At 59.4% G+C, this 21,711-nt stretch carries 20 protein-coding genes; 12 read left to right on the forward strand and 8 right to left on the reverse strand.

From position 1 onward, the window contains the following. Nucleotides 1-3: 3 nt before the first annotated feature. From KBY02_RS21570 to dksA, 4 genes are all read right to left on the reverse strand, one after another. Nucleotides 4-2,958 carry a sensor histidine kinase gene (locus tag KBY02_RS21570; protein ID WP_024641215.1) on the reverse strand — a complete coding sequence of 985 codons (2,955 nt, stop codon included), beginning with the start codon at nt 2,956-2,958 and terminating at the stop codon, nt 4-6. Further along, nucleotides 2,942-3,118: a hypothetical protein gene (locus KBY02_RS21575; RefSeq protein WP_002552060.1), complete on the reverse strand. Its 177-nt coding sequence runs from the start codon at nt 3,116-3,118 to the stop codon at nt 2,942-2,944. Before KBY02_RS21575 ends, KBY02_RS21570 begins: the two co-directional genes overlap by 17 nt. A 98-nt stretch (nt 3,119-3,216) precedes the next feature. Then, entirely contained in the window at nt 3,217-4,104 is an 888-nt protein-coding gene (gene gluQRS, locus KBY02_RS21580; protein ID WP_003406656.1) for a tRNA glutamyl-Q(34) synthetase GluQRS, read from the reverse strand. 410 nt (nt 4,105-4,514) lie between these two features. Further along, nucleotides 4,515-4,955, reverse strand: a complete 441-nt coding sequence (gene dksA, locus KBY02_RS21585) for an RNA polymerase-binding protein DksA (RefSeq protein WP_003406657.1) — start codon at nt 4,953-4,955, stop codon at nt 4,515-4,517. Nucleotides 4,956-5,303: 348 nt separating this feature from the next. Here dksA and KBY02_RS21590 point away from each other — a divergent pair, with 348 nt between their 5' ends. Then, nucleotides 5,304-6,476, forward strand: a complete 1,173-nt coding sequence (locus tag KBY02_RS21590; protein ID WP_129450369.1) for a pyridoxal phosphate-dependent aminotransferase — start codon at nt 5,304-5,306, stop codon at nt 6,474-6,476. After that, nucleotides 6,476-7,189, forward strand: a complete 714-nt coding sequence (gene sfsA / locus KBY02_RS21595) for a DNA/RNA nuclease SfsA (protein ID WP_116866194.1) — start codon at nt 6,476-6,478, stop codon at nt 7,187-7,189. Before KBY02_RS21590 ends, sfsA begins: the two co-directional genes overlap by 1 nt. 30 nt (nt 7,190-7,219) lie before the next feature. Here sfsA and KBY02_RS21600 read toward each other — a convergent pair whose 3' ends face one another. Next, entirely contained in the window at nt 7,220-7,549 is a 330-nt protein-coding gene (locus tag KBY02_RS21600) for a Rieske (2Fe-2S) protein (protein WP_225650736.1), read from the reverse strand. A 226-nt stretch (nt 7,550-7,775) separates the two neighbouring features. On the opposite strand from KBY02_RS21600, the gene deoC reads away from it, so the two are divergent. Further along, the gene (gene deoC, locus KBY02_RS21605; protein WP_024660967.1) at nt 7,776-8,561 is read left to right on the forward strand and encodes a deoxyribose-phosphate aldolase; all 786 of its coding nucleotides are present in this window, start codon (nt 7,776-7,778) and stop codon (nt 8,559-8,561) included. A gap of 366 nt (nt 8,562-8,927) precedes the next feature. Here the strand turns inward: deoC and KBY02_RS21610 are convergent, their stop codons facing one another. Both KBY02_RS21610 and KBY02_RS21615 read right to left on the reverse strand, forming a co-directional pair. Next, the gene (locus KBY02_RS21610) at nt 8,928-9,272 is read right to left on the reverse strand and encodes a pentapeptide repeat-containing protein (RefSeq protein ID WP_003371360.1); all 345 of its coding nucleotides are present in this window, start codon (nt 9,270-9,272) and stop codon (nt 8,928-8,930) included. A gap of 100 nt (nt 9,273-9,372) precedes the next feature. Continuing rightward, nucleotides 9,373-10,911 (reverse strand): bifunctional aminoglycoside phosphotransferase/ATP-binding protein, encoded by a 1,539-nt coding sequence (locus KBY02_RS21615; RefSeq protein WP_003406690.1) that lies wholly within the window; start codon nt 10,909-10,911, stop codon nt 9,373-9,375. 130 nt (nt 10,912-11,041) lie between these two features. Here KBY02_RS21615 and mrcB point away from each other — a divergent pair, with 130 nt between their 5' ends. From mrcB to KBY02_RS21630, 3 genes are read left to right on the forward strand one after another with little or no spacing between them, the layout of a single operon-like run. Then, entirely contained in the window at nt 11,042-13,363 is a 2,322-nt protein-coding gene (mrcB, locus tag KBY02_RS21620) for a penicillin-binding protein 1B (RefSeq protein ID WP_003427455.1), read from the forward strand. A gap of 17 nt (nt 13,364-13,380) precedes the next feature. Further along, nucleotides 13,381-14,124 (forward strand): tetratricopeptide repeat protein, encoded by a 744-nt coding sequence (locus KBY02_RS21625; protein ID WP_050427267.1) that lies wholly within the window; start codon nt 13,381-13,383, stop codon nt 14,122-14,124. Further along, on the forward strand, nt 14,124-14,453 hold the full coding sequence (locus tag KBY02_RS21630; RefSeq protein ID WP_003406693.1) for a YqcC family protein: 330 nt from the start codon (nt 14,124-14,126) through the stop codon (nt 14,451-14,453). Before KBY02_RS21625 ends, KBY02_RS21630 begins: the two co-directional genes overlap by 1 nt. Nucleotides 14,454-14,464: 11 nt before the next feature. Here the strand turns inward: KBY02_RS21630 and KBY02_RS21635 are convergent, their stop codons facing one another. Beyond that, a complete protein-coding gene (locus KBY02_RS21635) occupies nt 14,465-14,881 on the reverse strand; it encodes a DUF4124 domain-containing protein (RefSeq protein ID WP_011266668.1) in 417 nt (138 codons plus the stop codon). A gap of 397 nt (nt 14,882-15,278) precedes the next feature. On the opposite strand from KBY02_RS21635, the gene KBY02_RS21640 reads away from it, so the two are divergent. The 6 genes from KBY02_RS21640 to msrQ all read left to right on the forward strand — a co-directional run bounded on the left by KBY02_RS21640 (nt 15,279) and on the right by msrQ (nt 21,292). Continuing rightward, complete coding sequence (locus KBY02_RS21640) at nt 15,279-17,003, forward strand: acetolactate synthase 3 large subunit (RefSeq protein WP_003406695.1); 1,725 nt, start codon at nt 15,279-15,281, stop codon at nt 17,001-17,003. 2 nt (nt 17,004-17,005) lie between these two features. Beyond that, nucleotides 17,006-17,497: an acetolactate synthase small subunit gene (gene ilvN, locus KBY02_RS21645; protein WP_002552075.1), complete on the forward strand. Its 492-nt coding sequence runs from the start codon at nt 17,006-17,008 to the stop codon at nt 17,495-17,497. Between the two features lie 47 nt (nt 17,498-17,544). Beyond that, on the forward strand, nt 17,545-18,561 hold the full coding sequence (gene ilvC / locus KBY02_RS21650; RefSeq protein WP_002552076.1) for a ketol-acid reductoisomerase: 1,017 nt from the start codon (nt 17,545-17,547) through the stop codon (nt 18,559-18,561). Nucleotides 18,562-18,731: 170 nt separating this feature from the next. Beyond that, nucleotides 18,732-19,577: a CDP-diacylglycerol--serine O-phosphatidyltransferase gene (pssA, locus tag KBY02_RS21655; protein WP_003406703.1), complete on the forward strand. Its 846-nt coding sequence runs from the start codon at nt 18,732-18,734 to the stop codon at nt 19,575-19,577. Nucleotides 19,578-19,646: 69 nt separating this feature from the next. Beyond that, a complete protein-coding gene (gene msrP / locus KBY02_RS21660; RefSeq protein WP_003406704.1) occupies nt 19,647-20,660 on the forward strand; it encodes a protein-methionine-sulfoxide reductase catalytic subunit MsrP in 1,014 nt (337 codons plus the stop codon). After that, nucleotides 20,660-21,292, forward strand: coding sequence for a protein-methionine-sulfoxide reductase heme-binding subunit MsrQ (gene msrQ / locus KBY02_RS21665; RefSeq protein WP_103754412.1), 633 nt, complete (start codon nt 20,660-20,662; stop codon nt 21,290-21,292). The genes msrP and msrQ overlap by 1 nt, the downstream gene beginning before the upstream one ends. Nucleotides 21,293-21,711 lie beyond the last annotated feature (419 nt).

Consider the following 21,711-nt stretch of genomic DNA (forward strand, 5'->3'; position numbering starts at 1 on the left):
GTCTCAGTTCGCGGTGGACGTCGCGTCGACATGGCGTGGCAAGGTCACCCTGATTCGGGTTCCACGCTGCTGCTCGGGATCGGCCGGGCTGTCGATGGTGATTTGTCCATAATGCTCTTCAACGATGGAATAGACCAGCGCCAGGCCAAGTCCGGTTCCCTCGCCAGGATCCTTGGTGGTGAAGAACGGCTCGAACAATCGGTCCATGATTGCCTTTGAAATCCCACTGCCTTCGTCTTCGACGATCAAGTCCACAGTGTGCTCGGATACTTCGCTTCTGACCCTGACTGCGCTGCCTGCCGGGGAGGCGTCGCGGGCGTTGGAGAGCAGGTTGATCAACACCTGCGCCAGCCGTTGCGGATCGCCAACCGCCCAGTGCTCGGGGTTACACAGGTTGTAGAAGTGTACTTCGAAATTGCGCCGGTTCAGTGCCAGCAGACCAATAGCATCCTGAGCCACCACGGCCAGACAAACGGCTTCGTCGCTATGCTGATGAGCGCCCGCGTGAGCAAAGCTCATCAATGACTGGACGATGCGCGATACGCGTTTGGTCTGTTCGAGGATCTGGCTGCTGATTTCCTTGAGCTCGCCGTCTTCTTCACGTTCTTCGCGCAGGTTCTGGGCGAGGCAGGCAATGCCGGTGATCGGATTGCCGATTTCGTGCGCCACACCGGCGGCCAGGCGGCCGATACTTGCCAGGCGTTCCGAATGCACCAGTTTGTCTTCGAGCATCTGCGTGTCGGTCAGGTCCTCGACCAGCACCACCAAGCCGCTGTTGCCCGGCGCCAGAGGCTCGTTGATGGCTGCCTTGTGCAGATTGAGCCAGCGTGTCTGGCCGTCCAGACCGAGCTTCTGCTTGTGCAAATGCTCATCGGGCAGGCTGGTAAAACCGGTCAGCAGGCCCTTCCACGGCTCGGCAATGGTTTCCAGTCGCGAGCCGACCACACGCTGCGCGACGATGCCGGTCAATTCTTCCATGGCCCTGTTCCACATCAGGATCTCCTGATCTTCGGCCAGCGAGCAGACGCCCATCGGCAGTTCTTGAAGGGTCTGGCGGTGGTAGCGACGCAGGGCATCGAGTTCGGCGGCAAGGCCGGTGAGGCGCGAATGGTAGTCCTCAAGCCGGCTTTCAATGAAATGTATGTCTTCGGTGACGTATTTTTCGCTGCCCGATTTGTACGGCAGAAAGGTTTCCACCATGTCCTGGGCAACGCTCGGCCCCATCAGCCCGGACAGGTTGGCCTCGATGCGGTCCCGCAGGCGGCGCAGGGCATAAGGGCGGCGCTCATCGAAGGGCAGGTAGAGATCGCGCAGTGCTTGCTCGACCTCCTTCTGCGCGGCTTTCGCGCCCAGCGGCTTGGCCAGTTGGGTGGCGAACTCCTGCGGCGACACGGCGTGCAGTTCACGGCGCTGTGGGCGACGCACGTTGTCGACTGCGCAGGCCTCGGCGGCCCCGGCTTCTTCAGGGCTGGCATTGGTGAACAGCGAGATCAGGGTGAACAGCAAGACGTTGGCGGCGAGCGAGGCGATGGCTGCCATGTGCCAACTGGTGTCGTCCAGCACGTAGATCATGTTCAGCCAGGGAATATAGAAGCCCTGCAGGTTGCCGATCAGCGGCAACAGCATGCTGACCGCCCAGACTGAAATGCCGGCCAGCAGCCCGGCGATGAAGCCGCGTCGGTTGGCGGTCGGCCAGTACAGCACCGACAGCACGCCCGGCAGAAATTGCAGGGTTGCAACGAAGGCGACGATGCCCAGGTTGGCCAGATCCTGCTGCGCGCCGAGCATCAGGTAGAAGCCGTAACCCAGCGCGATGATCGCCACGATCAGTCCGCGTCGCGTCCACTTCAGCCAGCGATAGATATTGCCCTCGGCGGGTGGCTGATACAGCGGCAGCACCAGGTGATTGAGTGCCATGCCGGACAACGCCAGCGTGGTGACGATAATCAGCCCGCTGGCCGCCGACAGCCCGCCGATATAGGCGAGCAGGGCCAGAGACTTGCTGTTGGCGGCGATACCGATGCCGAGCGTGAAGTATTCCGGACTGGTGGTGGCGCCGAGTTTCAGCCCGGCCCAGAGGATCAACGGCACCGCGAGGCTGATCAACAGCAGAAACAGCGGCAGACCCCAGCTGGCGCTGACCAGCGAGCGCGGATTGAGGTTTTCGGTAAAGGTCATGTGATACATGTGCGGCATGACGATGGCCGAGGCGAAGAACACCAGCAGCAGCGTGCGCCACGGGCCTTCCTGCAAAGGCGTGTGCAGCGAGGCGAGGGCGGTCTGGTTCTGCAGCAGCCACAGTTCCAGTTGTTGCGGGCCGTCGAACACGCCATACAAGGCATACAGACCGACGCCGCCCAGGGCAATCAGCTTGATCAGCGATTCAAAGGCGATGGCGAACACCAGGCCCTCGTGTTTCTCGCGTGTCGCGATGTGCCGTGAGCCGAAGAAAATCGTGAACAGGGTGATCAGTGCGCAGAACGCCACGGCGACCCTGTCCTGCACGGGCTCGCGGGTCAGAATGCCGATGGAGTCGGCGACCGCCTGAATCTGCAAGGCCAGCAGCGGCAGCACGCCGATCAGCATAAATACGGTGGTCAGTGCACCGGCCCAAGTGCTGCGAAAACGGAACGCGAACAGATCGGCCAGTGATGACAGCTGGTAGGTGCGGGTAATTCTGAGGATCGGGTAAAGCAGCACCGGCGCGAGGAGGAAGGCCCCGGATACCCCCAGATAACTGGACAGAAAGCCGTAGCCATACTGATAGGCCAGACCGACCGTGCCATAAAACGCCCAGGCGCTGGCGTAGACGCCCAGTGACAGGGTGTAAGTCAGCGGATGACGAATGATCCAGCGCGGAATCAGGCCGTGTTCGCTGACCCAGGCTACACCGAACAGCACCAGCAGGTAGGCGGCGCTGACCAGCAGCATCTGCGTCAGACTAAAGCTCATCGGCATCTCGCTGGCTCTGCAGAATGAACGTCACCACAATCAGGATCAGCCACAACATGTAGGGCCGATACCAGGCACCGGTGGCATCGATCCACCAGTCCATGATGGCTGGAGAGAACAGATAAATGCCGACCACCAGAAGCAAAACCAACCGGTATATGTACATCTGGTCTCCCTGCGCTGGTAGATGAGGAGCGGCATGTTAACGGATGCCGGGCAACCTGCAAGTATCCTTGCGTCGCAGTTTGTGGCGACCGCTCTGGATCAGTCTATCCGGGCTTCTTCAATATTGCGCAGTCGGGGTATCAGGTCAGCGTTCCAGTGACGGATGCCCCAGGCAAGCACTTCCTGTGCAGTGCCGTCGGCCATGTGCGTATCGAGCGGTTGCCCCAATGCGCGCAAGGCCCGCAGCAGCAGCGGCGTCGCCTGATCGGCCGGCAGCGGTGGGGAGCGATAGGACTTGCCCAGCTTGTGGCCATCCGGCTGGGTGATCAACGGTACATGCAGGTAGCGCGGTTGGGGCAGGCCCAGCAGTTCCTGCAGGTACAGCTGGCGGGGGGTCGAGTCGAGCAGGTCGGCGCCGCGGACGATATCGGTGACGCCTTGCCAGGCGTCGTCAATGACCACGGCCAGTTGATAGGCATACAGCCCGTCGCGCCTGCGGATCACAAAGTCACCGCTTTCGCGGCCCAGGTGCATTTTGAAGGTGCCCTGAACCCGGTCGTCGAAACGATATTCCAGCTCCGGCACGCGAATGCGGATCGCCGCGTTGTCTGGCGAATGCCCGGCATTGCGGCAGAAACCCGGATAAATACCCTGAAAGCCTTCGAGCTGTTTGCGCGAGCAGGTGCAGGCGTAGGCCAGGCCATGATTGAACCAGCGCTGGAGGATCTCGGCGTAGGCGTCATGGCGCTCGCTTTGCCGGACCATCTGGCCGTCCCATTCAAAACCGTAGCGCTCGAGTGTCTCGAGAATCCCCGCCTGCGCGCCGGCCACTTCACGCGGCGGGTCGAGATCCTCCATGCGCAACAGCCACTGACCGTCTGCCGCGCGCGCATCGAGATAGGAGGCGAGGGCTGCGACCAGCGAGCCAAAATGCAGGTAACCACTGGGAGTCGGCGCAAAGCGCCCGATACAGGCCGGTTTTTTCATGGGCGGGATGTTACGGGTGACGGGCTTGGGCGGGCAAGTGGAACGCAGTGGGTGGTTATGCAGAGTCTTGTGCCAATGCTCCGCGTTGGCATGCAGTTCGTGACGCTCTGCGTCACACGGCGGTTCTGCGATTTCAGGTGGCTGGGGGTTCGACTCAAGTCACCTTTTCGCCCCTCGGCGACTCACTTTGAGGGACCAAAGTGAGCAAAGTCCCCGCTCCGGTTTCCGGCCCGACTTCGTCGGGTTCCTTCGCCCTGTCACTGATCCGGNCGCGATCAAAGAGCGCATGGGAGTCAGTTGGGCTGTGGACAGCGATGAGCAAGGAGTGGGAGCAAGATTCGCTGTCATAGTGCTTCAACAGGCACAAAAAAAGACGCCGAAGCGTCTTTTCAGTCAAAGGCGGCCCCAGGTCATTTACCGACCTGTTTTTCCTTGATTTCTGCGAGGGTCTTGCAGTCGACGCACTGGTCTGCAGTCGGGCGAGCCTCAAGACGGCGGATGCCGATCTCTACGCCGCAGGATTCGCACCAGCCATATTCTTCGTCCTTGATCAGTTGCAGCGTCTTGTCGATCTTCTTGATCAACTTGCGTTCGCGATCGCGGGCACGAAGTTCAAGGCTGAACTCTTCTTCCTGACTGGCACGGTCGGCCGGGTCGGGGAAGTTGGCAGCTTCGTCCTTCATATGGTCTACCGTTCGGTCGACCTCTTGCATCAAGTCCTGCTTCCACTTGTTCAGGATCTTGGTGAAGTGCGCGCGCATCGGCTCGCCCATGTACTCTTCACCCTTCGTTGGTACGTAGGGCTCAAAGCCGCTGATTAGATGGTTCTGTTGCTTTTCTGGGGTGGGCATGTCTGGACCGCCTCTCACTCTTCTAATCTATTGCGCAGGATTGTTCCATCACCGACACCCGTCGGCCCTGCAGCTGCAAGCGGGCGAACTTACCAGATCAAATCGGAGTGCGCTACTCCCGGTTGTCGAGCATGACGACGCCGTCTTCTTATGGAGATGGCCATTTCGCATCTGCCCTGCATATAAATGAACTCTAGTCGCTGCGCACCGTCGTAGCTTTCTTTTATTCAGCGTTTGGAGACCGGGCTTTTCAGTCCGCAAATGCACCGTCGGGCGGGTGGTTGGGTAGAATCATGGCGCGCCGTGATGACAATCATGTTTTAACATCCGCCCTTTAAAGGAATATCCATGAGCCAGCCTTACAGTGCGCGCAGTCGCGCCATAGAACCTTTTCATGTCATGGCGTTGCTGGCGCGTGCCAATGAATTGCAGGCGGCGGGTCATGATGTGGTTCACCTTGAAATCGGCGAGCCCGATTTCACCACTGCAGAGCCCATCATAAAGGCTGGCCAGGCGGCATTGGCAGACGGCAAGACGCGCTACACTGCCGCGCGCGGTCTGCCGCAACTGCGTGAGGCCATTTCCGGGTTTTACGCTCAGCGTTACGGCGTCGACATTGATCCTCAGCGGATTCTGGTCACGCCGGGCGGTTCAGGCGCCTTGTTGCTGACCAGCAGCCTGCTGGTCGATCCGGGCAGGCACTGGTTGCTGGCCGACCCTGGCTACCCGTGCAACCGTCACTTTTTGCGCCTGATAGAAGGCGAGGCGCAACTGGTGCCCGTCGGTCTGCAACAGCGTTATCAACTGACCCCTGAGCTGGTGGCCACGCACTGGAATCACAACAGTGTCGGCGCTCTGGTGGCGTCACCGGCCAATCCGACCGGCACCCTGTTGAGCCGCGACGAACTGGCAGCCTTGTCTCAGGCACTGAAAGTCCGCAATGGGCACTTGGTGGTGGACGAGATCTATCACGGCCTGACCTACGGTGTGGACGCCAGCAGTGTGCTGGAAGTGGATAACGACGCTTTCGTTCTCAATAGTTTTTCAAAGTATTTCGGCATGACCGGGTGGCGTCTGGGCTGGCTGGTCGCGCCACAGGATGCCGTGGCCGATCTGGAAAAGCTGGCCCAGAACCTCTACATCAGCGCGCCAAGCATGGCGCAACATGCCGCGCTTGCCTGCTTTGAGCCGCAGACACTGGCCATACTCGAGCAGCGGCGCGCCGAGTTCGGCCGCCGCCGGGACTTTCTGCTGCCAGCGCTGCGCGAACTGGGTTTCGGTATTGCCGTCGAGCCGGAAGGGGCCTTTTATTTGTATGCCGATATCTCCGCGTTTGGCGGCGATGCCTTTGCCTTTTGCCGGCACTTTCTGGAAACCGAGCACGTCGCCTTTACACCAGGCCTCGATTTCGGCCGTTTTCAGGCCGGGCACCATGTGCGCTTTGCCTACACGCAGAGCCTGCCGCGCCTTGAGCAGGCGGTCGAGCGAATCGCTCGTGGTCTGCGTAGCTGGGGTGTCTGATGCGTTTTTCTCCGCAGCTTGAACAGGGTCGTCTGCTGGTGCGTTACAAGCGCTTTCTCGCTGATATCGAAACCGATAGCGGTGAATTGCTGACCATTCACTGCCCTAACACCGGTTCGATGCTCAACTGCATGATGCCCGGCGGGCGCGTGTGGTTCAGTCGCTCGAATGACCCCAAGCGCAAACTGCCGGGCACTTGGGAAATCAGCGAAACCCCGCAGGGTCGCCTGGCCTGTATCAATACCGGACGGGCCAATACGCTGGTTGAAGAGGCCTTGCGCGCCGGGGTCATCAGCGAACTGACGGGGTTCACGGCGCTCAAGCGCGAGGTGGCCTACGGACAGGAAAAAAGTCGTGTGGACTTTCGTCTGGAGTACCCGGATGGCTATCTGTATCTGGAAGTTAAAAGTGTCACTCTGGGATTCGATGGTTCCAGCGTGGCGGCATTCCCCGATGCGGTGACCCAGCGCGGCGCGCGGCACCTGCGCGAACTGGCGACGCTGGCGCGCGAAGGCGTGCGCGCCGTGCTGTTGTATTGCGTCAATCTCACCGGTATCGACGCTGTGCGGCCGGCGCAGGAGATTGATCCAGCCTACGCGGCGGCGTTGCATGAAGCCATTGATGCCGGTGTGCAAATTCTCGCCTACGGTGCGCAACTGACGTCGGAGGAGATTTATATCGACCGGCGCCTGCAGGTGCACGGCCTGGATTGAGGCATCTGGCTACAGGCGGTTCAGACTTCGTCAGGCCTCCAGATGCAGCGACACCCAGATGCCCTCGGCGTCTTCACGGCTTTTGATGACGGTCAAGGATTGACCTTCGCAAGGCCCGGCAACGCATTCGCCATTCTCGATCAGAAACAACGCCCCATGCGTCGCGCACTGGATCAGGCTTGCACTGCCGTCCAGAAATTGATCGGGTTGCCATTCCAGGGGAATGCCGCGATGCGGGCAGCGGTTCTTGTAGACAAACACCGCGCCCTGACGGCGCACGGCAAACAGTACATGTTCGCCCAGCCCGAAGCCTTTGCTGTGGGCTTCGGGCAGGTGGCTTGAAGTGCAAAGGAATATCAAGAAGCCTCCATAGGCCCATTCTTCGGGTGCCAGTTTTCGGGTCGATGCCTGATCGGACAAGTCTGGCATTTTCTTCGGATTGATGCGCTGCGTTACGTTGAAGTCATTACAGGCTACGTCGGTTCTTTCCTGTCTTTTTGTAGCCTTCGTCTCTAAGCACGTCACTCGTGCCTGTAAGCGTGGCAGCCGTATATCGTCCGCTCATGTCTTGCAGAGCGGAAACACTATGAAAGAGATGACAGCAGATGATGAGCGGCTGGCGCGTCAGGTCATCGGGCTGCTTGAGCTGTTTGCCCTCAATACAGACGACACTGAGCAGCGCATTGTCGGCATCTGTCGGCGCGCATGCACGCCTGTGGGACCGGTTGCAGCGGTCAGCGTCCAGCAACGTTTCGTGTGTCTGGCACGCACCACGCTGGATCGCTTACAGGCTCGTCATATCAAGGTCGTCGCCGTGGTCAATTTCCCACATGGCAGCAGCAATGTTCAGTCCGTCATCGCCCAGGTACGTGCTGCGCTGATGGCCGGCGCGGATGAAATCGACGTCGTGTATCCCTTTCGCGCGCTGCTCGGCGGAGACCGGCAGCCCGGCCTGGCGATGATCTCGGCGTGTTCGGCCTTGTGTGCCGGGCAGGTGAGGCTTACAGCGACGCTTGAAACCGGTGACTTGCGTGACTCGCAAATGATCCTCGACGCTTGCCGCGATGCGATTGTTTCGGGCGCTGACTTCATCAAGACCAGCACCGGCAAGGCCGCCAGGCATGTCACGCCGCAGGCTGCACGGATCATGCTGGAGTCCATTGCCGACGTAGGCGGGCAAGTAGGGCTGAAGGTTGCAGGCGGGATCCGTACGTTCGAAGAGGCGCGTGTTTACATGGCACTGGTCCGCGCGCGATTTGGCCTGCAATGGATCAACGCCGGGCGCTTTCGGCTGGGCGGCTCCAGCGTGCTGGACGACTTGCTGGCAAGGCTCGGCCTGCTCGAGTCGCATGGTGGTGGCGATGGCTTTTGAATGATCGATGGCTTTGCGCCGGACAAAAAAAGACCCGGCAAAGAGCCGGGTCAAAAACCGTGATTAGCCTGATGAGGAGATAATCTGAAAGTCCGAACCAAGGTCTTTCAGGCTACCGTCCAGTCTCGCGACCGGATGTGATAATCATAACGATTCTCATTTGTAAGTCAACATTTCTTTTGGTCGCACGCGTGCCTGTGCCTGCGGGTGATTCAGGCAGGATATTCATGGATTAAACGTGACGGAGTACAGCGTAGCCTCAGTGGCGAGCGGGTTGCGCATGCGAGGGAAGAAGGGGTGAAAGCAGGGCGCTACATCGCCAGCCTGCTGTGCATTGCGCGTGCAGGCTGCAACGTTTTTGCGGTATCAGTGGGTACGGTAGCGCAGGCGCGTGCCGAAATTCACCGACATCAGAATCTCGTCAGCCGAGAGTTCAGCCGGGAAGAACACGCCTGAAATCTGTGCATGAGCGATGCTCGCACCTTCCATCGGCGTATTGCGCAGGTCCAGGCCACGAAGGTCGGCAGAGCGAAAATAGGCGTCGGTGAAGTCGATATTGGCGGTGTCCAGCGCGCGCAGGTCCAGCCCCCTGAAGTCGCCCCCCACCATGTCGATGGTGCCGGTTCGCGGTTTCTCTTGATTGAAACCTTCGACGTCATCTTTGCGCAGCAGCATATAAAGCGGTGAGTCGATCTGTTTGGGGTGGCTCATGATGGCCTCCGACATGTCATTGCGTTGGAATTGTGGCGCCAGTATATCGCCATCATTGTAAGGCCGTGAAGCGCTAACCGCTCAACGGCCATGTGTCGTTTTACAGACCCGGCAGGCGCTGACGCAGGTTGTCGATAAGGCTGTCCAGATCGCTGCTGACGTTGGTTGCAACCTTCTTGCTGCGCAGGATTTCGTCGGCGCCGAGCGGCTCGCGACTGGCCTGCTGAGCCTCGATGACTTCCAGTGTCGCGTCAGAGGGGTCGTTGTCCTGTGCCTGACGCTGCGCAAGCCAGCCAGCGATCACCGCCTGCGGTGCTTCGCAATCCAGAATCAGGAACGGGACGCCGGTGTTTTCGGCAATCTTTGCCGCCGCATCGCGCTGCTCGCGCTTGAGGTAAGTGGCATCGATTACCACCGAGAAGCCTGCGCGCAGGGTTGCGGTGGCCAGCTCATGCAGGCGTGCATAGGTTGTGCTGCTGGCTTGCGCGTCATACAGATCCTGACCCTGGCCGGCAAACAGGCGCTTGCGCTCTACGTCCGAGCGCAGGCGGATGGCGCCCAGCGATTCCACCAGACGCATCGCCACGTGGCTTTTGCCAACGGCAGAGACACCGTGGGTGATCGTCAGAAACGGTGAAGGGATGGCGCTGTAGCTCTCGGCCAGATTGGCATAGTTGCGGTACTGACGAAGCGTCGCCGCGCGCTGCAAGCCGTCGGCATCGGCCGGCTGGCTGAACAGTGCCACCTTGGCGCGGACCATTGCGCGGTAGGCCTTGTAGAAATTCAACAGCTCCAGGCCCGCGTAGTCGCCGGTGACTTCCAGGTACTGACTGATCAAACGCCGTGACAGCGACTTCAGGCCACGGTCTTCAAGGTCCATTGCCAGAAAGCCGATGTCGGCATAGACATCGGTCTTGCGGAACGGCTCGTTGAACTCGATGCAGTCGAACAGCACGACCTTGCCATCAATCACCGTCGCATTGCCCAGATGAATGTCGCCATGGCACTCACGGATGAACCCATCGGCCTTGCGGTGGGCCAGCAACGGCTTGAGTCGCGCAAAGCTCGACTCTGCCCACGCGTGCAGGGCATCAAGCTGTGCCAGGTCGGATTTTTCGCTGATCAGCGGGCGAATCTGCTCGAAATTCTGTACCACCGGGGCCATCACGCTGTCAGCCGAGCCCAGTTCGCTTTCAGCTCCGACCTGCGGCGAGGTCAGGTGAAAACCGGCAATCTGGCGCGCCAGTTCGTCGATGTGCGCAGTCGTCAATTCACCGTTGGCCTGCAGCGTGCTCAGCAGGCCATCCTGCGAGAACTGTTTCATCTTCAGCGCGTATTCGATCGCTTCACCGTCGCCGCCCAGTTGCGGCGTGTCCTCTGTGCCAGTGATTGGCAGGACTTCGATGTAGAGATCGTCGGTCAGACGCTGATTCAGGCGCAACTCTTCTTCGCAGAAGTGCTTGCGCAGGGCCAGCGTGGTGAAATCCAGAAAGCCGAAGTTCATCGGCTTTTTGAATTTGTAGGCATACGGACCCGTCAGCAGCACCCAGGAAATGTGCGTTTCGATGACCTGGAAACTCTCCACCGGATGGGGGAAGAGGGCAGGGTTCTGCAGGGCAGCAATCAAAGACTGGCTCACGGTCGATCCTTCAGGAATGTGTTCAAAATGTAAGTACACGATGCCGCCATTATGGCCGCTTGGCGCGAGGCTGCAAACCGCTGACTCGGGCGTCTGTCGATCCTCGGTAAAGTGCGTATAATCCGCGCCCATGACTCGATCCCGCACCTCTCGTTCTGCAAAAAAACAACCTCCCCGCAGCCTTAACAAGTGGCTGGGCTGGGCGTTGAAGCTCGGTATTGTCGGCCTGGTTCTGCTCGGCGGCCTGGCCATTTATCTCGATGCAATCGTCCAGGAAAAATTCTCCGGCAAGCGCTGGACCATCCCGGCCAAGGTCTATGCACGGCCGCTGGAGCTGTTCGTCGGACAGAAGCTGAGCCGCGATGACTTTCTCATCGAACTCGACGCCCTGGGCTATCGCCGCGAAAGCGTGGCGAATGGTCCCGGCGCCGCTGCGGTGAACGGCAATACCGTCGACCTCAATACGCGTGGCTTTCAGTTTTACGAAGGCACTGATGCAGCGCAGCAGGTGCGCGTGCGCTTTTCCGGTGACTATGTAGCCGACCTGTCTTCGGGCAATGGTGCCAAGCTTGCGGTGGCACGACTCGAGCCCTTGCTGATCGGCGGCCTGTACCCGAAGAATCTGGAAGACCGGATCCTGATCAAGCTGGATCAGGCGCCGCCCTATCTGCTCGACGGGCTGGTAGCGGTCGAGGACCGGGATTTCTATCACCACTTCGGCGTGTCGCCCAAGTCCATTGCCCGGGCGATCTGGGTCAATACCTCGCAGGGGCAGATGCGCCAGGGCGGCAGTACGCTGACCCAGCAGTTGGTCAAGAACTTCTACCTGACCAATGAACGCAGCCTTACCCGTAAGCTGACCGAAGCCATGATGGCCGTTCTGCTGGAGATTCATTACAGCAAGCAGGAAATCCTCGAGGCCTATCTCAACGAAGTGTTCGTCGGGCAGGACGGCCAGCGCGCCGTTCACGGTTTCGGTCTGGCCAGCCAGTATTTCTTCAGCCAGCCGCTGTCCGAGCTGAAAATCCATCAGGTGGCGATGCTGGTCGGACTGGTCAAGGGGCCTTCCTTCTACAACCCGCGGCGCAATCCGGAGCGTGCTCTGGAGCGTCGTAATCTGGTGCTCGACCTGTTTGAGCAGCAGGGCGTCGCCACTCCCGAAGTAGTCGCTGCTGCGAAAAAAATGCCACTGGGTGTGACCAAGACCGGGACCCTCGCCGACAGCTCGTTCCCGGCGTTCCTCGATCTGGTCAAGCGTCAGCTGCGCGAAGACTATCGCGACGAAGACCTGACCGAAGAAGGGCTGCGGATCTTTACCAGCTTCGATCCGATCCTGCAGATGAAGTCCCAGGCGGCCATGGACGACACGTTCAAGAAGCTCGCCGGGCGCAAGGGCTCTGATGAAGTGGAGTCGGCCATGGTCGTCACCAATCCTGAAACCGGCGAAGTGCAGGCGTTGATCGGTGGGCGTGAGGCCGGGTTCTCGGGCTTCAACCGGGCGATCGACGCGGTGCGTCCGATCGGCTCGCTGGTCAAGCCGGCTATCTACCTGACGGCACTTGAGCGGCCAAGCCAGTACACCTTGACCAGCTGGATTGCCGACGAACTGTTCCAGGTCAAAGGCGCCGATGGCCAGATATGGAAACCGCAGAACTACGATCACAAGTCACACGGCAATATCTTCCTGTATCAGGGGCTGGCGCACTCTTACAACCTGTCGACCGCCAAGCTGGGTCTTGAACTGGGCATTCCAAACGTGTTCAAGACACTGGCCAAACTGGGTGTGACGCGCGAATGGCCGACCTATCCGTCGATGCTGCTGGGTGCGGGTGGCTTGAGTCCGATGGAAGTGGCCACCATGTATCAGACCATCGCCAGCGGCGGGTTCAATACGCCGATGCGTGGTATTCGCAGCGTGCTCACCGCGGAAGGCGAGCCACTCAAGCGTTATCCGTTCCAGATTGAACAGCGCTTCGATCCGGGTGCCATATACCTGGTGCAGAATGCGATGCAGCGGGTCATGCGCGAAGGTACGGGCAAATCTGTTTACAACGTATTGCCGAGCTCGTTGAATCTGGCGGGCAAGACCGGTACCAGTAACGACTCGCGTGACAGCTGGTTTGCCGGGTTCAGTCAGGACCTGCTGGCGGTGGTGTGGATGGGGCGCGACGACAACGGCAAGACACCGTTTACCGGTGCCACCGGTGCCCTGCAGGTCTGGACCAGTTTCATGCGCAAGGCCGGCCCGCTGCCGCTGGACATGGCGATGCCGGACAACGTCGTTCAGGCGTGGGTCGATGCGCAGACCGGTCAGGGGTCGGATGCAAGCTGCCCGAATGCCGTGCAGATGCCGTATATTCGCGGCAGTGAGCCCCAGCCCGGCGCGACATGCGGCGGCGCTCCGGCACCTGCCACTGAGGTGATGGACTGGGTCAAGGGTTGGTTGAACTAGGCAATCGAGGTTTTCAAGTGAATAAATGGTGGATTCCAGCTTTAACGGCACTGGCCTTGCTGAACGGCTGCGCCAGTGTGGAACGCGGCTCGATTCCGGTCGTGGATTCGAGCTCCAAGGTGTCCAATGGCGAAGGTGCGGCAGCGTCGCGTAACGGTACTTACCGGACCAACACGGCGCCTGTGCAACAGCAGCCGCAAGCCGTGCCGCAGGACTCGGGCGTCGTAGTGATGGTGCCGGGCGCGGGTGGCGCCGATGCAGGACAGAGTTACTCTGCGCCAGCCAGTCAGGCGCCGTTCAGTGTCAACACTCCGCCTGTCGATGCTGCGCCGGTCACCCAGGCCCCGGTCAGTCAGGCTCCTGCAAACAACAGCTACAGCATGCCGGCCGCTTCTGCCCCGACCGGGATCCCGTCCAGCGGTGGCGGTCTGTCGGAGGACGAGCAGCTTGACGGGCCCGTACTGGCATTGCTGACCACCGCCCAGCAACAGCAGACCAGTGGCGATCTCAATGGCGCGTCGTCCAGTCTCGAGCGTGCGCAGCGGGTTGCACCGCGCGAGCCGCAAGTGCTCTATCGTCTGGCTCAGGTGCGTCTGGCTCAGGGCGATGCGGCCCAGGCCGAGCAGCTGGCACGTCGTGGTCTGACTTACGCCAACGGGCGTACCAGCCTGCAGGCCAGTCTGTGGGGATTGATCGCTCAGTCACGCGAAAAGCAGGGTGACGCGGCCGGTGCTGCCCTGGCTCGTCAAAAGGCTCGCTGATGGACGGACGTTTACCTGAGGTTGCCGAGCAACTGTTGCTGATAGAGCGCGAGTTGCGCGTGCTGGGCTGGTGGGATACCACGCCGCCCAGCGAGCAGGCGCTCGCCAGTCAGGAACCGTTCAGCGTCGATACCCTGGAGTTCGCCCAGTGGCTGCAGTGGATTTTCCTGCCGCGGATGAAGGTCATCCTCGAGCGCGACCTGCCGTTGCCCAATGCTTCCGGCATTCTGGAAATGGCCGAGATGGTCTATGCCGGGTGCATGAGTGAAACCCGGCAGCTGCAAGCGCACCTGGCGCGGTTCGACCAGCTGATCACAGCAGCGCGCTGATCGGCGCGCTTCTAGCGGCAGTATTCGCTGATCGCCTTGTTGGTTTCTTCGATACGCGTCTTGCGGTTCTCATCCGTAAGGCGCCTTGATTCTCCTCCAACCTGCTCGCGCACTCGCGGATTGTTTTGCAACTGCGCAAGATTGGTGCGCAGGGTTTCGCAATTTTCCGCCCGCTTGGCTTCCTGAGCCTTCACCTGGCTTTTGACTTTCTGGTCAATCTCACGTTGTTGCGCAGCCCCGTCGTCCGCAGGCATGCCCGGCGCGGCGGCAGGTGGCGGAGTCTGCACATTGATTTCCTGCACCGGCTGGCCAGTGGGGGGCTGGGCATCAAAGTGCGTCACGCCCTGGGCATCCACCCACTTGTAGATCGAAGCGGCCTGGCTGGGCGCGCTGATGGCCAGCGCGGCGGCGAGAATCATCCAATGCATGTCGGGTCCTTGAAAGTCTGTGCATGCAGAAAGCTACCATAACAGTGCATTTCAGTCCGAAACGGTGCGATTTCACTTGTCGGGTGTCAAGAAAGCGCACGGATCGCTTGACTTGAAGGGGGGGAATCACAACAATCCAAAGTTCGCTGTAGAAGGACTGCCAGAAGCAGACCCTCTCGGTAGATCATGAGGCGCACACCCGCGCCGACCTGTAACACCCGCAACGCGTTACCTCGCGCTGGGTGGGAATGTTCCGCAACACTCAGGGACCTCCCAATACTTGCTCAGTCAGTGCTGACGTAGTCGGCGACCACCGTCGCTCATGCTCTGCTGGCAGTAAACCTATTAAGACCCGTCCCGGAGTGGGCGGTATTCTGGCGTTTTAGAGGTGAACAACGTGGAGCTTTTATCTGGCGCTGAAATGGTCGTCCGCTTTTTGCGTGACGAAGGCGTTGAGCATATCTATGGGTACCCTGGTGGTGCCCTCCTGCATGTCTACGATGCCCTGTTCAAAGAACCGGCGGTGAGCCACATCCTTGTTCGCCACGAGCAGGCTGCCACGCACATGGCCGATGGCTATGCGCGGGCTACCGGCAAGGCAGGCGTGGTGCTGGTGACCTCGGGTCCTGGTGCAACCAATGCCATTACCGGTATCGCCACGGCGTACATGGACTCCATTCCGATGGTGGTCCTGTCCGGTCAGGTAGCCAGTACGCTGGTGGGCACCGATGCGTTCCAGGAGACCGACATGATCGGTATCTCCCGGCCGATCGTGAAGCACAGCTTCATGATCAAGCACCCGTCGGAAATCCCGGACGTCCTGAAAAAGGCTTTCTACCTGGCACAGTCCGGTCGTCCGGGCCCGGTGGTCGTCGATATTCCGAAGGACATGACCAACCCGGCCGAAAAATTCGAATACGTCTTCCCGAAAAAAGCCAAGCTGCGCTCCTACAGCCCGGCGGTTCGTGGCCATTCCGGTCAGATCCGCAAGGCCGTCGAGATGCTGCTGGCGGCCAAGCGTCCTATCGTCTACGCCGGTGGCGGGGTGATCATGGGCAATGCTTCGGCGCAACTGACCGAGCTGGCGCAACTGCTCGATGCACCGGTAACCAATACCCTGATGGGGCTTGGGTGCTATCCGGGCACGGATCGCCAGTTCGTCGGCATGCTCGGGATGCACGGCAGCTACACAGCTAACCTCGCGATGCACCACACCGATGTGATCCTGGCCGTCGGCGCGCGCTTCGACGACCGAGTCATCAACGGCGCCAGCAAGTTCTGCCCGAACGCCAAGATTATCCACATCGATATCGACCCGGCTTCGATCTCCAAGACCATCAAGGCCGATGTGCCTATCGTCGGTCCTGTCGAAAGCGTGCTGACCGAAATGGTTGCCACCTTGAAAGAGATCGGTGAGACACCCGACAAGGCATCCGTTGCTGCGTGGTGGAAGCAGATTGACGAGTGGCGCGGTACGGGGGATCTGTTCCCGTACAACCGTGGCGATGGCACAGTCATCAAGCCGCAGGCCGTTATCGAAACGCTGTGCGAAGTCACCAAGGGCGACGCTTATGTCACCTCGGACGTCGGTCAGCATCAGATGTTCGCTGCGCAGTACTACCGCTTCAACAAGCCGAACCGCTGGATCAACTCGGGCGGCCTGGGCACCATGGGCTTTGGTTTTCCGGCAGCAATGGGCGTGAAACTGAGTTTCCCGGACGAGCACGTGGCCTGCGTGACCGGCGAAGGCAGTATCCAGATGAACATTCAGGAGCTGTCGACCTGCCTGCAGTACGGCCTGCCGGTGAAGATCATTCTGCTCAACAACGGTGTGCTGGGCATGGTCCGCCAATGGCAGGACATGAGCTACGGCGCGCGTCACTCGCATTCCTACATGGAGTCGCTGCCTGATTTCGTCAAGCTGGTCGAGGCCTATGGTCACGTCGGCATGCGTATCACTGACCTGAAGGATCTGAAGCCGAAGATGGAAGAAGCCTTTGCCATGACTGACCGGCTGGTGTTCATGGATATTCAGGTCGATGTGACCGAGCACGTCTATCCGATGCAAATCAAGGACGGCTCCATGCGCGATATGTGGTTGAGCAAGACGGAGCGGACATAATCATGCGCCATATCATTTCCCTGCTGCTGGAAAACGAACCGGGTGCACTGTCGCGCGTCGTTGGTCTGTTCTCCCAGCGTAACTACAACATCGAAAGTCTGACGGTTGCGCCGACCGAAGACCCGACCCTGTCGCGTCTGACGCTCACCACCGTAGGTCATGATGAGGTGATCGAGCAGATCACCAAGAACCTCAACAAGCTCATCGAAGTGGTCAAGCTGGTCGACCTGTCGGAAAGCGCTCACATCGAGCGCGAACTGATGCTGGTCAAGGTCAAGGCCACCGGCGCGCAGCGTGCGGAGATCAAGCGCACCACGGATATCTTCCGCGGGCAGATCGTCGACGTGACCGCCAGCGTCTACACCGTGCAACTGAGCGGCACGAGCGACAAACTGGACAGCTTCATTCAGGCCATCGGCACCGCCGCTATCCTGGAAACAGTACGCAGTGGCGTAACGGGCATTGCCCGTGGCGACAAAGTGCTGAGCATTTAAATCAATTAAGCAAATGGCCTGCGTGGCCAAGATAACAGGGGATTTCCATGAAAGTTTTCTACGACAAAGACTGTGACCTTTCGATCATCCAGGGCAAGAAAGTCGCCATCATCGGTTACGGTTCGCAAGGCCACGCTCAGGCGTGCAACCTGAAAGACTCCGGCGTTGATGTCACTGTCGGCCTGCGTAAAGGTTCGGCCACTGTCGCCAAGGCCGAGGCTCATGGCCTGAAAGTGACTGACGTCGCTTCTGCCGTTGCTGCCGCCGACCTGGTCATGATCCTGACCCCGGACGAGTTCCAGTCCCAGCTGTACAAGAATGAAGTCGAGCCGAACCTGAAAAAGGGCGCAACACTGGCGTTCTCCCACGGCTTCGCGATTCACTACAACCAGGTTGTGCCGCGCGCTGACCTCGACGTGATCATGATCGCGCCGAAGGCTCCGGGCCATACCGTGCGTACCGAGTTCGTCAAGGGCGGCGGTATCCCTGACCTGATCGCGGTTTATCAGGATGCTTCCGGCAATGCCAAGAACGTTGCCCTGTCCTACGCTTCGGGCGTTGGCGGCGGCCGTACCGGCATCATCGAAACCACCTTCAAGGACGAGACTGAAACCGACCTGTTCGGCGAGCAGGCTGTTCTGTGCGGCGGTACTGTCGAGCTGGTCAAGGCTGGTTTCGAAACGCTGGTCGAAGCTGGCTACGCGCCGGAAATGGCTTACTTCGAGTGCCTGCACGAACTGAAGCTGATCGTTGACCTCATGTATGAAGGCGGTATCGCCAACATGAACTACTCGATCTCCAACAACGCCGAATACGGCGAATACGTCACCGGTCCTGAAGTCATCAACGCTGAATCCCGTCAGGCCATGCGCAACGCTCTGAAGCGCATCCAGGACGGCGAATACGCGAAGATGTTCATCAGCGAAGGTGCTACCGGCTACCCGTCGATGACTGCCAAGCGTCGTAACAACGCTGCGCACGGTATCGAAATCATCGGTGAAAAACTGCGCTCGATGATGCCTTGGATCGCGGCGAACAAAATCGTCGACAAGGACAAGAACTAAGCTTTTCCGGTTCACCGCCGGACTACAGCTGGTTTACAGGAAAAGGCGCGACCCATCGGTCGCGCTTTTTCGTTCTGGGTCAGGCTCTGGTATAAAGCTGCATCGTTTGCTGGCGAACCGTCGCCGCAGACCTGTGTCGAACCTTTTCATACCGCTGCAAGGTAATCTCCATGAGCGAACGTCCTGAAGAGCCCGTCAAGGCCTCTGACGCTGAAAGTCTGCTACCTATCGATGAACACGTGGAAGAGGGCCATGACGCCGAAGGCCGGCAGGTCCGGCATCGGGGTATCTACCTGCTTCCCAACCTGTTTACCACGGCGAATCTGTTCGCGGGTTTCTACTCCATCATCAGCTCCATGAGTGCGCAAAGCGCCATGAGCGCCGGTGATTTTGCCGGGGCAAGCAAGTATTTCGCATTCGCTGCGATTGCGATCTTCGTGGCCATGGTGCTCGACGGCCTGGATGGCCGTGTGGCGCGCATGACCAACACGCAAAGCGCGTTTGGCGCCGAGTACGATTCGCTGTCCGACATGGTTGCCTTTGGTGTGGCCCCGGCGTTGCTGGCATTTGGCTGGGCGCTGGGCGACATGGGCAAGGTCGGCTGGATGGTTGCCTTCATCTATGTAGCCGGCGCTGCATTGCGTCTGGCGCGCTTCAATACTCAGGTCGGCAAGGCTGACAAGCGCTACTTCATCGGCCTGGCCAGTCCGGCAGCGGCAGGTGTAGTGGCCGGCACGGTCTGGGCATTCAGCGATTTCGGGATTCAGGGCTCCAAGCTGTCGTTTCTCGTTGCGTTGCTGGTCGCGGCCGCCGGTATGCTGATGGTCAGTAACATCAAGTACAACAGCTTCAAGGAGCTGGACTTGAAGGGCCGCGTGCCGTTCGTTGCGATTCTGGCGGTGGTCTTGGTGTTTGCTGTCGTATTCAGCGACCCGCCGCGCATTTTGCTGCTGATATTTCTCGCTTACGCTCTGTCCGGCCCTATTCAGTATCTGCTACGTCGCCGCAAGGCCTAGTCAATGATCTAATTTCCACCATACTCCGTAGTCTATTGGTGCATCAGTTCCCTGGCCTGCGGAGTCATCATGTTAATCAAACTTCCTTCTGCGTCCGACTCCAAAGAGTCGGACGTCACGCCTGAATCCATTTATCTCTCGCGACGCACATTGCTCGCCAGCTCGCTTGCAGGTCTTGCCGTCACGGCAATGCCGCGCTGGGCGGGGGCCGCAGATGCTTCGCGGTATGCCGATGTAGAGCCAGGCAAAGCGCCAGGCTGGTTCGCGGAAAAACTACCCGCCACGAAATGGCAGGCGGTCAACGTCCAGGACGAGGCGATCACGCCGTTCAAGGACGCAACCCATTACAACAACTTCTATGAGTTCGGTACTGACAAGGGCGATCCTGCCAAGAACGCTGGCTCTCTGCAGACCGAGCCCTGGAGTGTCGTGATAGATGGTGAAGTCGCCAAGCCTGGCCGCTATGCGCTCGAAGACTTCATGAAGCCTTACCAATTGGAAGAGCGGATCTACCGTTTGCGTTGCGTCGAAGCCTGGTCAATGGTCATTCCGTGGATTGGTTTTCCGATCGCTGCGTTGCTCAAGCAGGTAGAGCCGACCTCCAAAGCCAAGTACATCCGGTTCGAAACGCTGGAGGACGCCAAGTCCATGCCGGGTCAGCGCTCGGACTTTGCCCTGATCGACTGGCCTTATGTAGAAGGGCTGCGTCTGGACGAGGCGATGAACCCTTTGGCGATTCTGGCGGTGGGCATGTATGGGCGTGAGCTGCCTAACCAGAATGGCGCACCGTTACGCCTGGTGGTGCCATGGAAGTACGGTTTCAAGAGTGTGAAGTCCATCGTGCGTATCAGTCTGGTCAGTGAGCAGCCGAAGACCACCTGGCAAAGCATTGCGGCAAACGAGTATGGCTTCTATGCCAACGTCAACCCGACTGTCGATCACCCGCGCTGGACGCAAGCCCGCGAACGCCGCTTGCCGAGCGGTCTGTTCAGCCCGAATCTGCGCGACACGAAAATGTTCAATGGCTATGAGGAAGAGGTGGGTTCCTTGTACGCCGGCATGGATTTGCGGAAGGACTATTGATGCGATATCCGTTTTTGCGTCTGGCTGTATTTCTTGCCGCTTGCATTGCGCCTGTGTGGTGGTTGTACCAGGCATGGATTTTTGCGCTCGGACCTGATCCCGGCAAGGTCCTTGTGGAAAACTTCGGAGTGGCGACGCTGGTCATGCTGCTGATCACGCTCTCCATGACGCCGTTGCAGCGCCTGACCGGTTGGTCGGGGTGGATTGTGGTGCGTCGCCAGCTGGGCCTGTGGTGCTTTGCCTATGCGTTGCTGCACCTGATCATGTACGCACTGTTCATTCTGGGGCTGGATTGGGGGCAGTTGGGTGTCGAACTGGTCAAGCGTCCTTATATCATCGTCGGTGCGCTGGCGTTGCTGGGGTTGCTTGCGCTGGCGGTGACTTCCAACCGTTATAGTCAGCGGCGTCTGGGAGTGCGCTGGAAAAAGCTGCATAGGATCATCTACGTAATTCTGGGGCTGGGTTTGCTGCATATGTTCTGGATTGTCCGGGCTGACCTTAAAGAGTGGGCGCTGTATGCGGGGATAGGTGCATTCCTGTTACTGCTGCGCATTCCCGTGTTTGCTCGGCGAATCCCGCGTCTGGGCGGCGCTGCGAAGGCCAGATCGGTAAAAGTTCAAAATAACGGTTGACGCCCTCGCTGAGGTGTCTATAATTCGCCCCACTTCCGGCGCAGACGGAAACGAAAAAGCCTTGTAGATCAATAGTTTGCAAGGCTTTGGAGTGAAGAGTCAGCGAGGAAGGAGGTCGGGTCTGAAGTGATCGACAGCGGTGAGAAAAAAGAGTTTGACACGCGGTTGTAACGCTGTAGAATTCGCCTCCCGCTGATGAGCAACTCAAGAGTTGATCGCAGCGCAAGTGGTTGAAGTTGCAAAGGAAACTTTGAAAACTTCTTGAAATAACCGCTTGACAGATACAGAGGACGCTGTAGAATGCGCGCCTCGGTTGAGACGAAAAGTCTTAACCCACCGCTCTTTAACAACTGAATCAAGCAATTCGTGTGGGTGCTTGTGGTGTCAGACTGAAGTCAACAGATTATCAGCAACCCAAG

Source organism: Pseudomonas sp. P129, assembly GCF_020312195.1.
GTDB classification, from domain to species: Bacteria; Pseudomonadota; Gammaproteobacteria; order Pseudomonadales; family Pseudomonadaceae; genus Aquipseudomonas; species Aquipseudomonas fragariae.

Bases quoted from the DNA above. Each gene is read 5' to 3' on its own strand.
- mrcB (WP_003427455.1), top strand. From the start codon at position 11,042: ATGACTCGATCCCGCACCTCTCGTTCTGCAAAAAAACAACCTCCCCGC.
- KBY02_RS21610 (WP_003371360.1), bottom strand. From the start codon at position 9,272: ATGAGCCACCCCAAACAGATCGACTCACCGCTTTATATGCTGCTGCGC.
- ilvN (WP_002552075.1), top strand. From the start codon at position 17,006: ATGCGCCATATCATTTCCCTGCTGCTGGAAAACGAACCGGGTGCACTG.
- KBY02_RS21590 (WP_129450369.1), top strand. From the start codon at position 5,304: ATGAGCCAGCCTTACAGTGCGCGCAGTCGCGCCATAGAACCTTTTCAT.
- msrP (WP_003406704.1), top strand. From the start codon at position 19,647: ATGTTAATCAAACTTCCTTCTGCGTCCGACTCCAAAGAGTCGGACGTC.
- ilvC (WP_002552076.1), top strand. From the start codon at position 17,545: ATGAAAGTTTTCTACGACAAAGACTGTGACCTTTCGATCATCCAGGGC.
- KBY02_RS21570 (WP_024641215.1), bottom strand. From the start codon at position 2,958: ATGCCGATGAGCTTTAGTCTGACGCAGATGCTGCTGGTCAGCGCCGCC.
- sfsA (WP_116866194.1), top strand. From the start codon at position 6,476: ATGCGTTTTTCTCCGCAGCTTGAACAGGGTCGTCTGCTGGTGCGTTAC.
- pssA (WP_003406703.1), top strand. From the start codon at position 18,732: ATGAGCGAACGTCCTGAAGAGCCCGTCAAGGCCTCTGACGCTGAAAGT.
- KBY02_RS21635 (WP_011266668.1), bottom strand. From the start codon at position 14,881: ATGCATTGGATGATTCTCGCCGCCGCGCTGGCCATCAGCGCGCCCAGC.
- KBY02_RS21575 (WP_002552060.1), bottom strand. From the start codon at position 3,118: ATGTACATATACCGGTTGGTTTTGCTTCTGGTGGTCGGCATTTATCTG.
- gluQRS (WP_003406656.1), bottom strand. From the start codon at position 4,104: ATGAAAAAACCGGCCTGTATCGGGCGCTTTGCGCCGACTCCCAGTGGT.
- dksA (WP_003406657.1), bottom strand. From the start codon at position 4,955: ATGCCCACCCCAGAAAAGCAACAGAACCATCTAATCAGCGGCTTTGAG.
- deoC (WP_024660967.1), top strand. From the start codon at position 7,776: ATGAAAGAGATGACAGCAGATGATGAGCGGCTGGCGCGTCAGGTCATC.
- KBY02_RS21630 (WP_003406693.1), top strand. From the start codon at position 14,124: ATGGACGGACGTTTACCTGAGGTTGCCGAGCAACTGTTGCTGATAGAG.
- msrQ (WP_103754412.1), top strand. From the start codon at position 20,660: ATGCGATATCCGTTTTTGCGTCTGGCTGTATTTCTTGCCGCTTGCATT.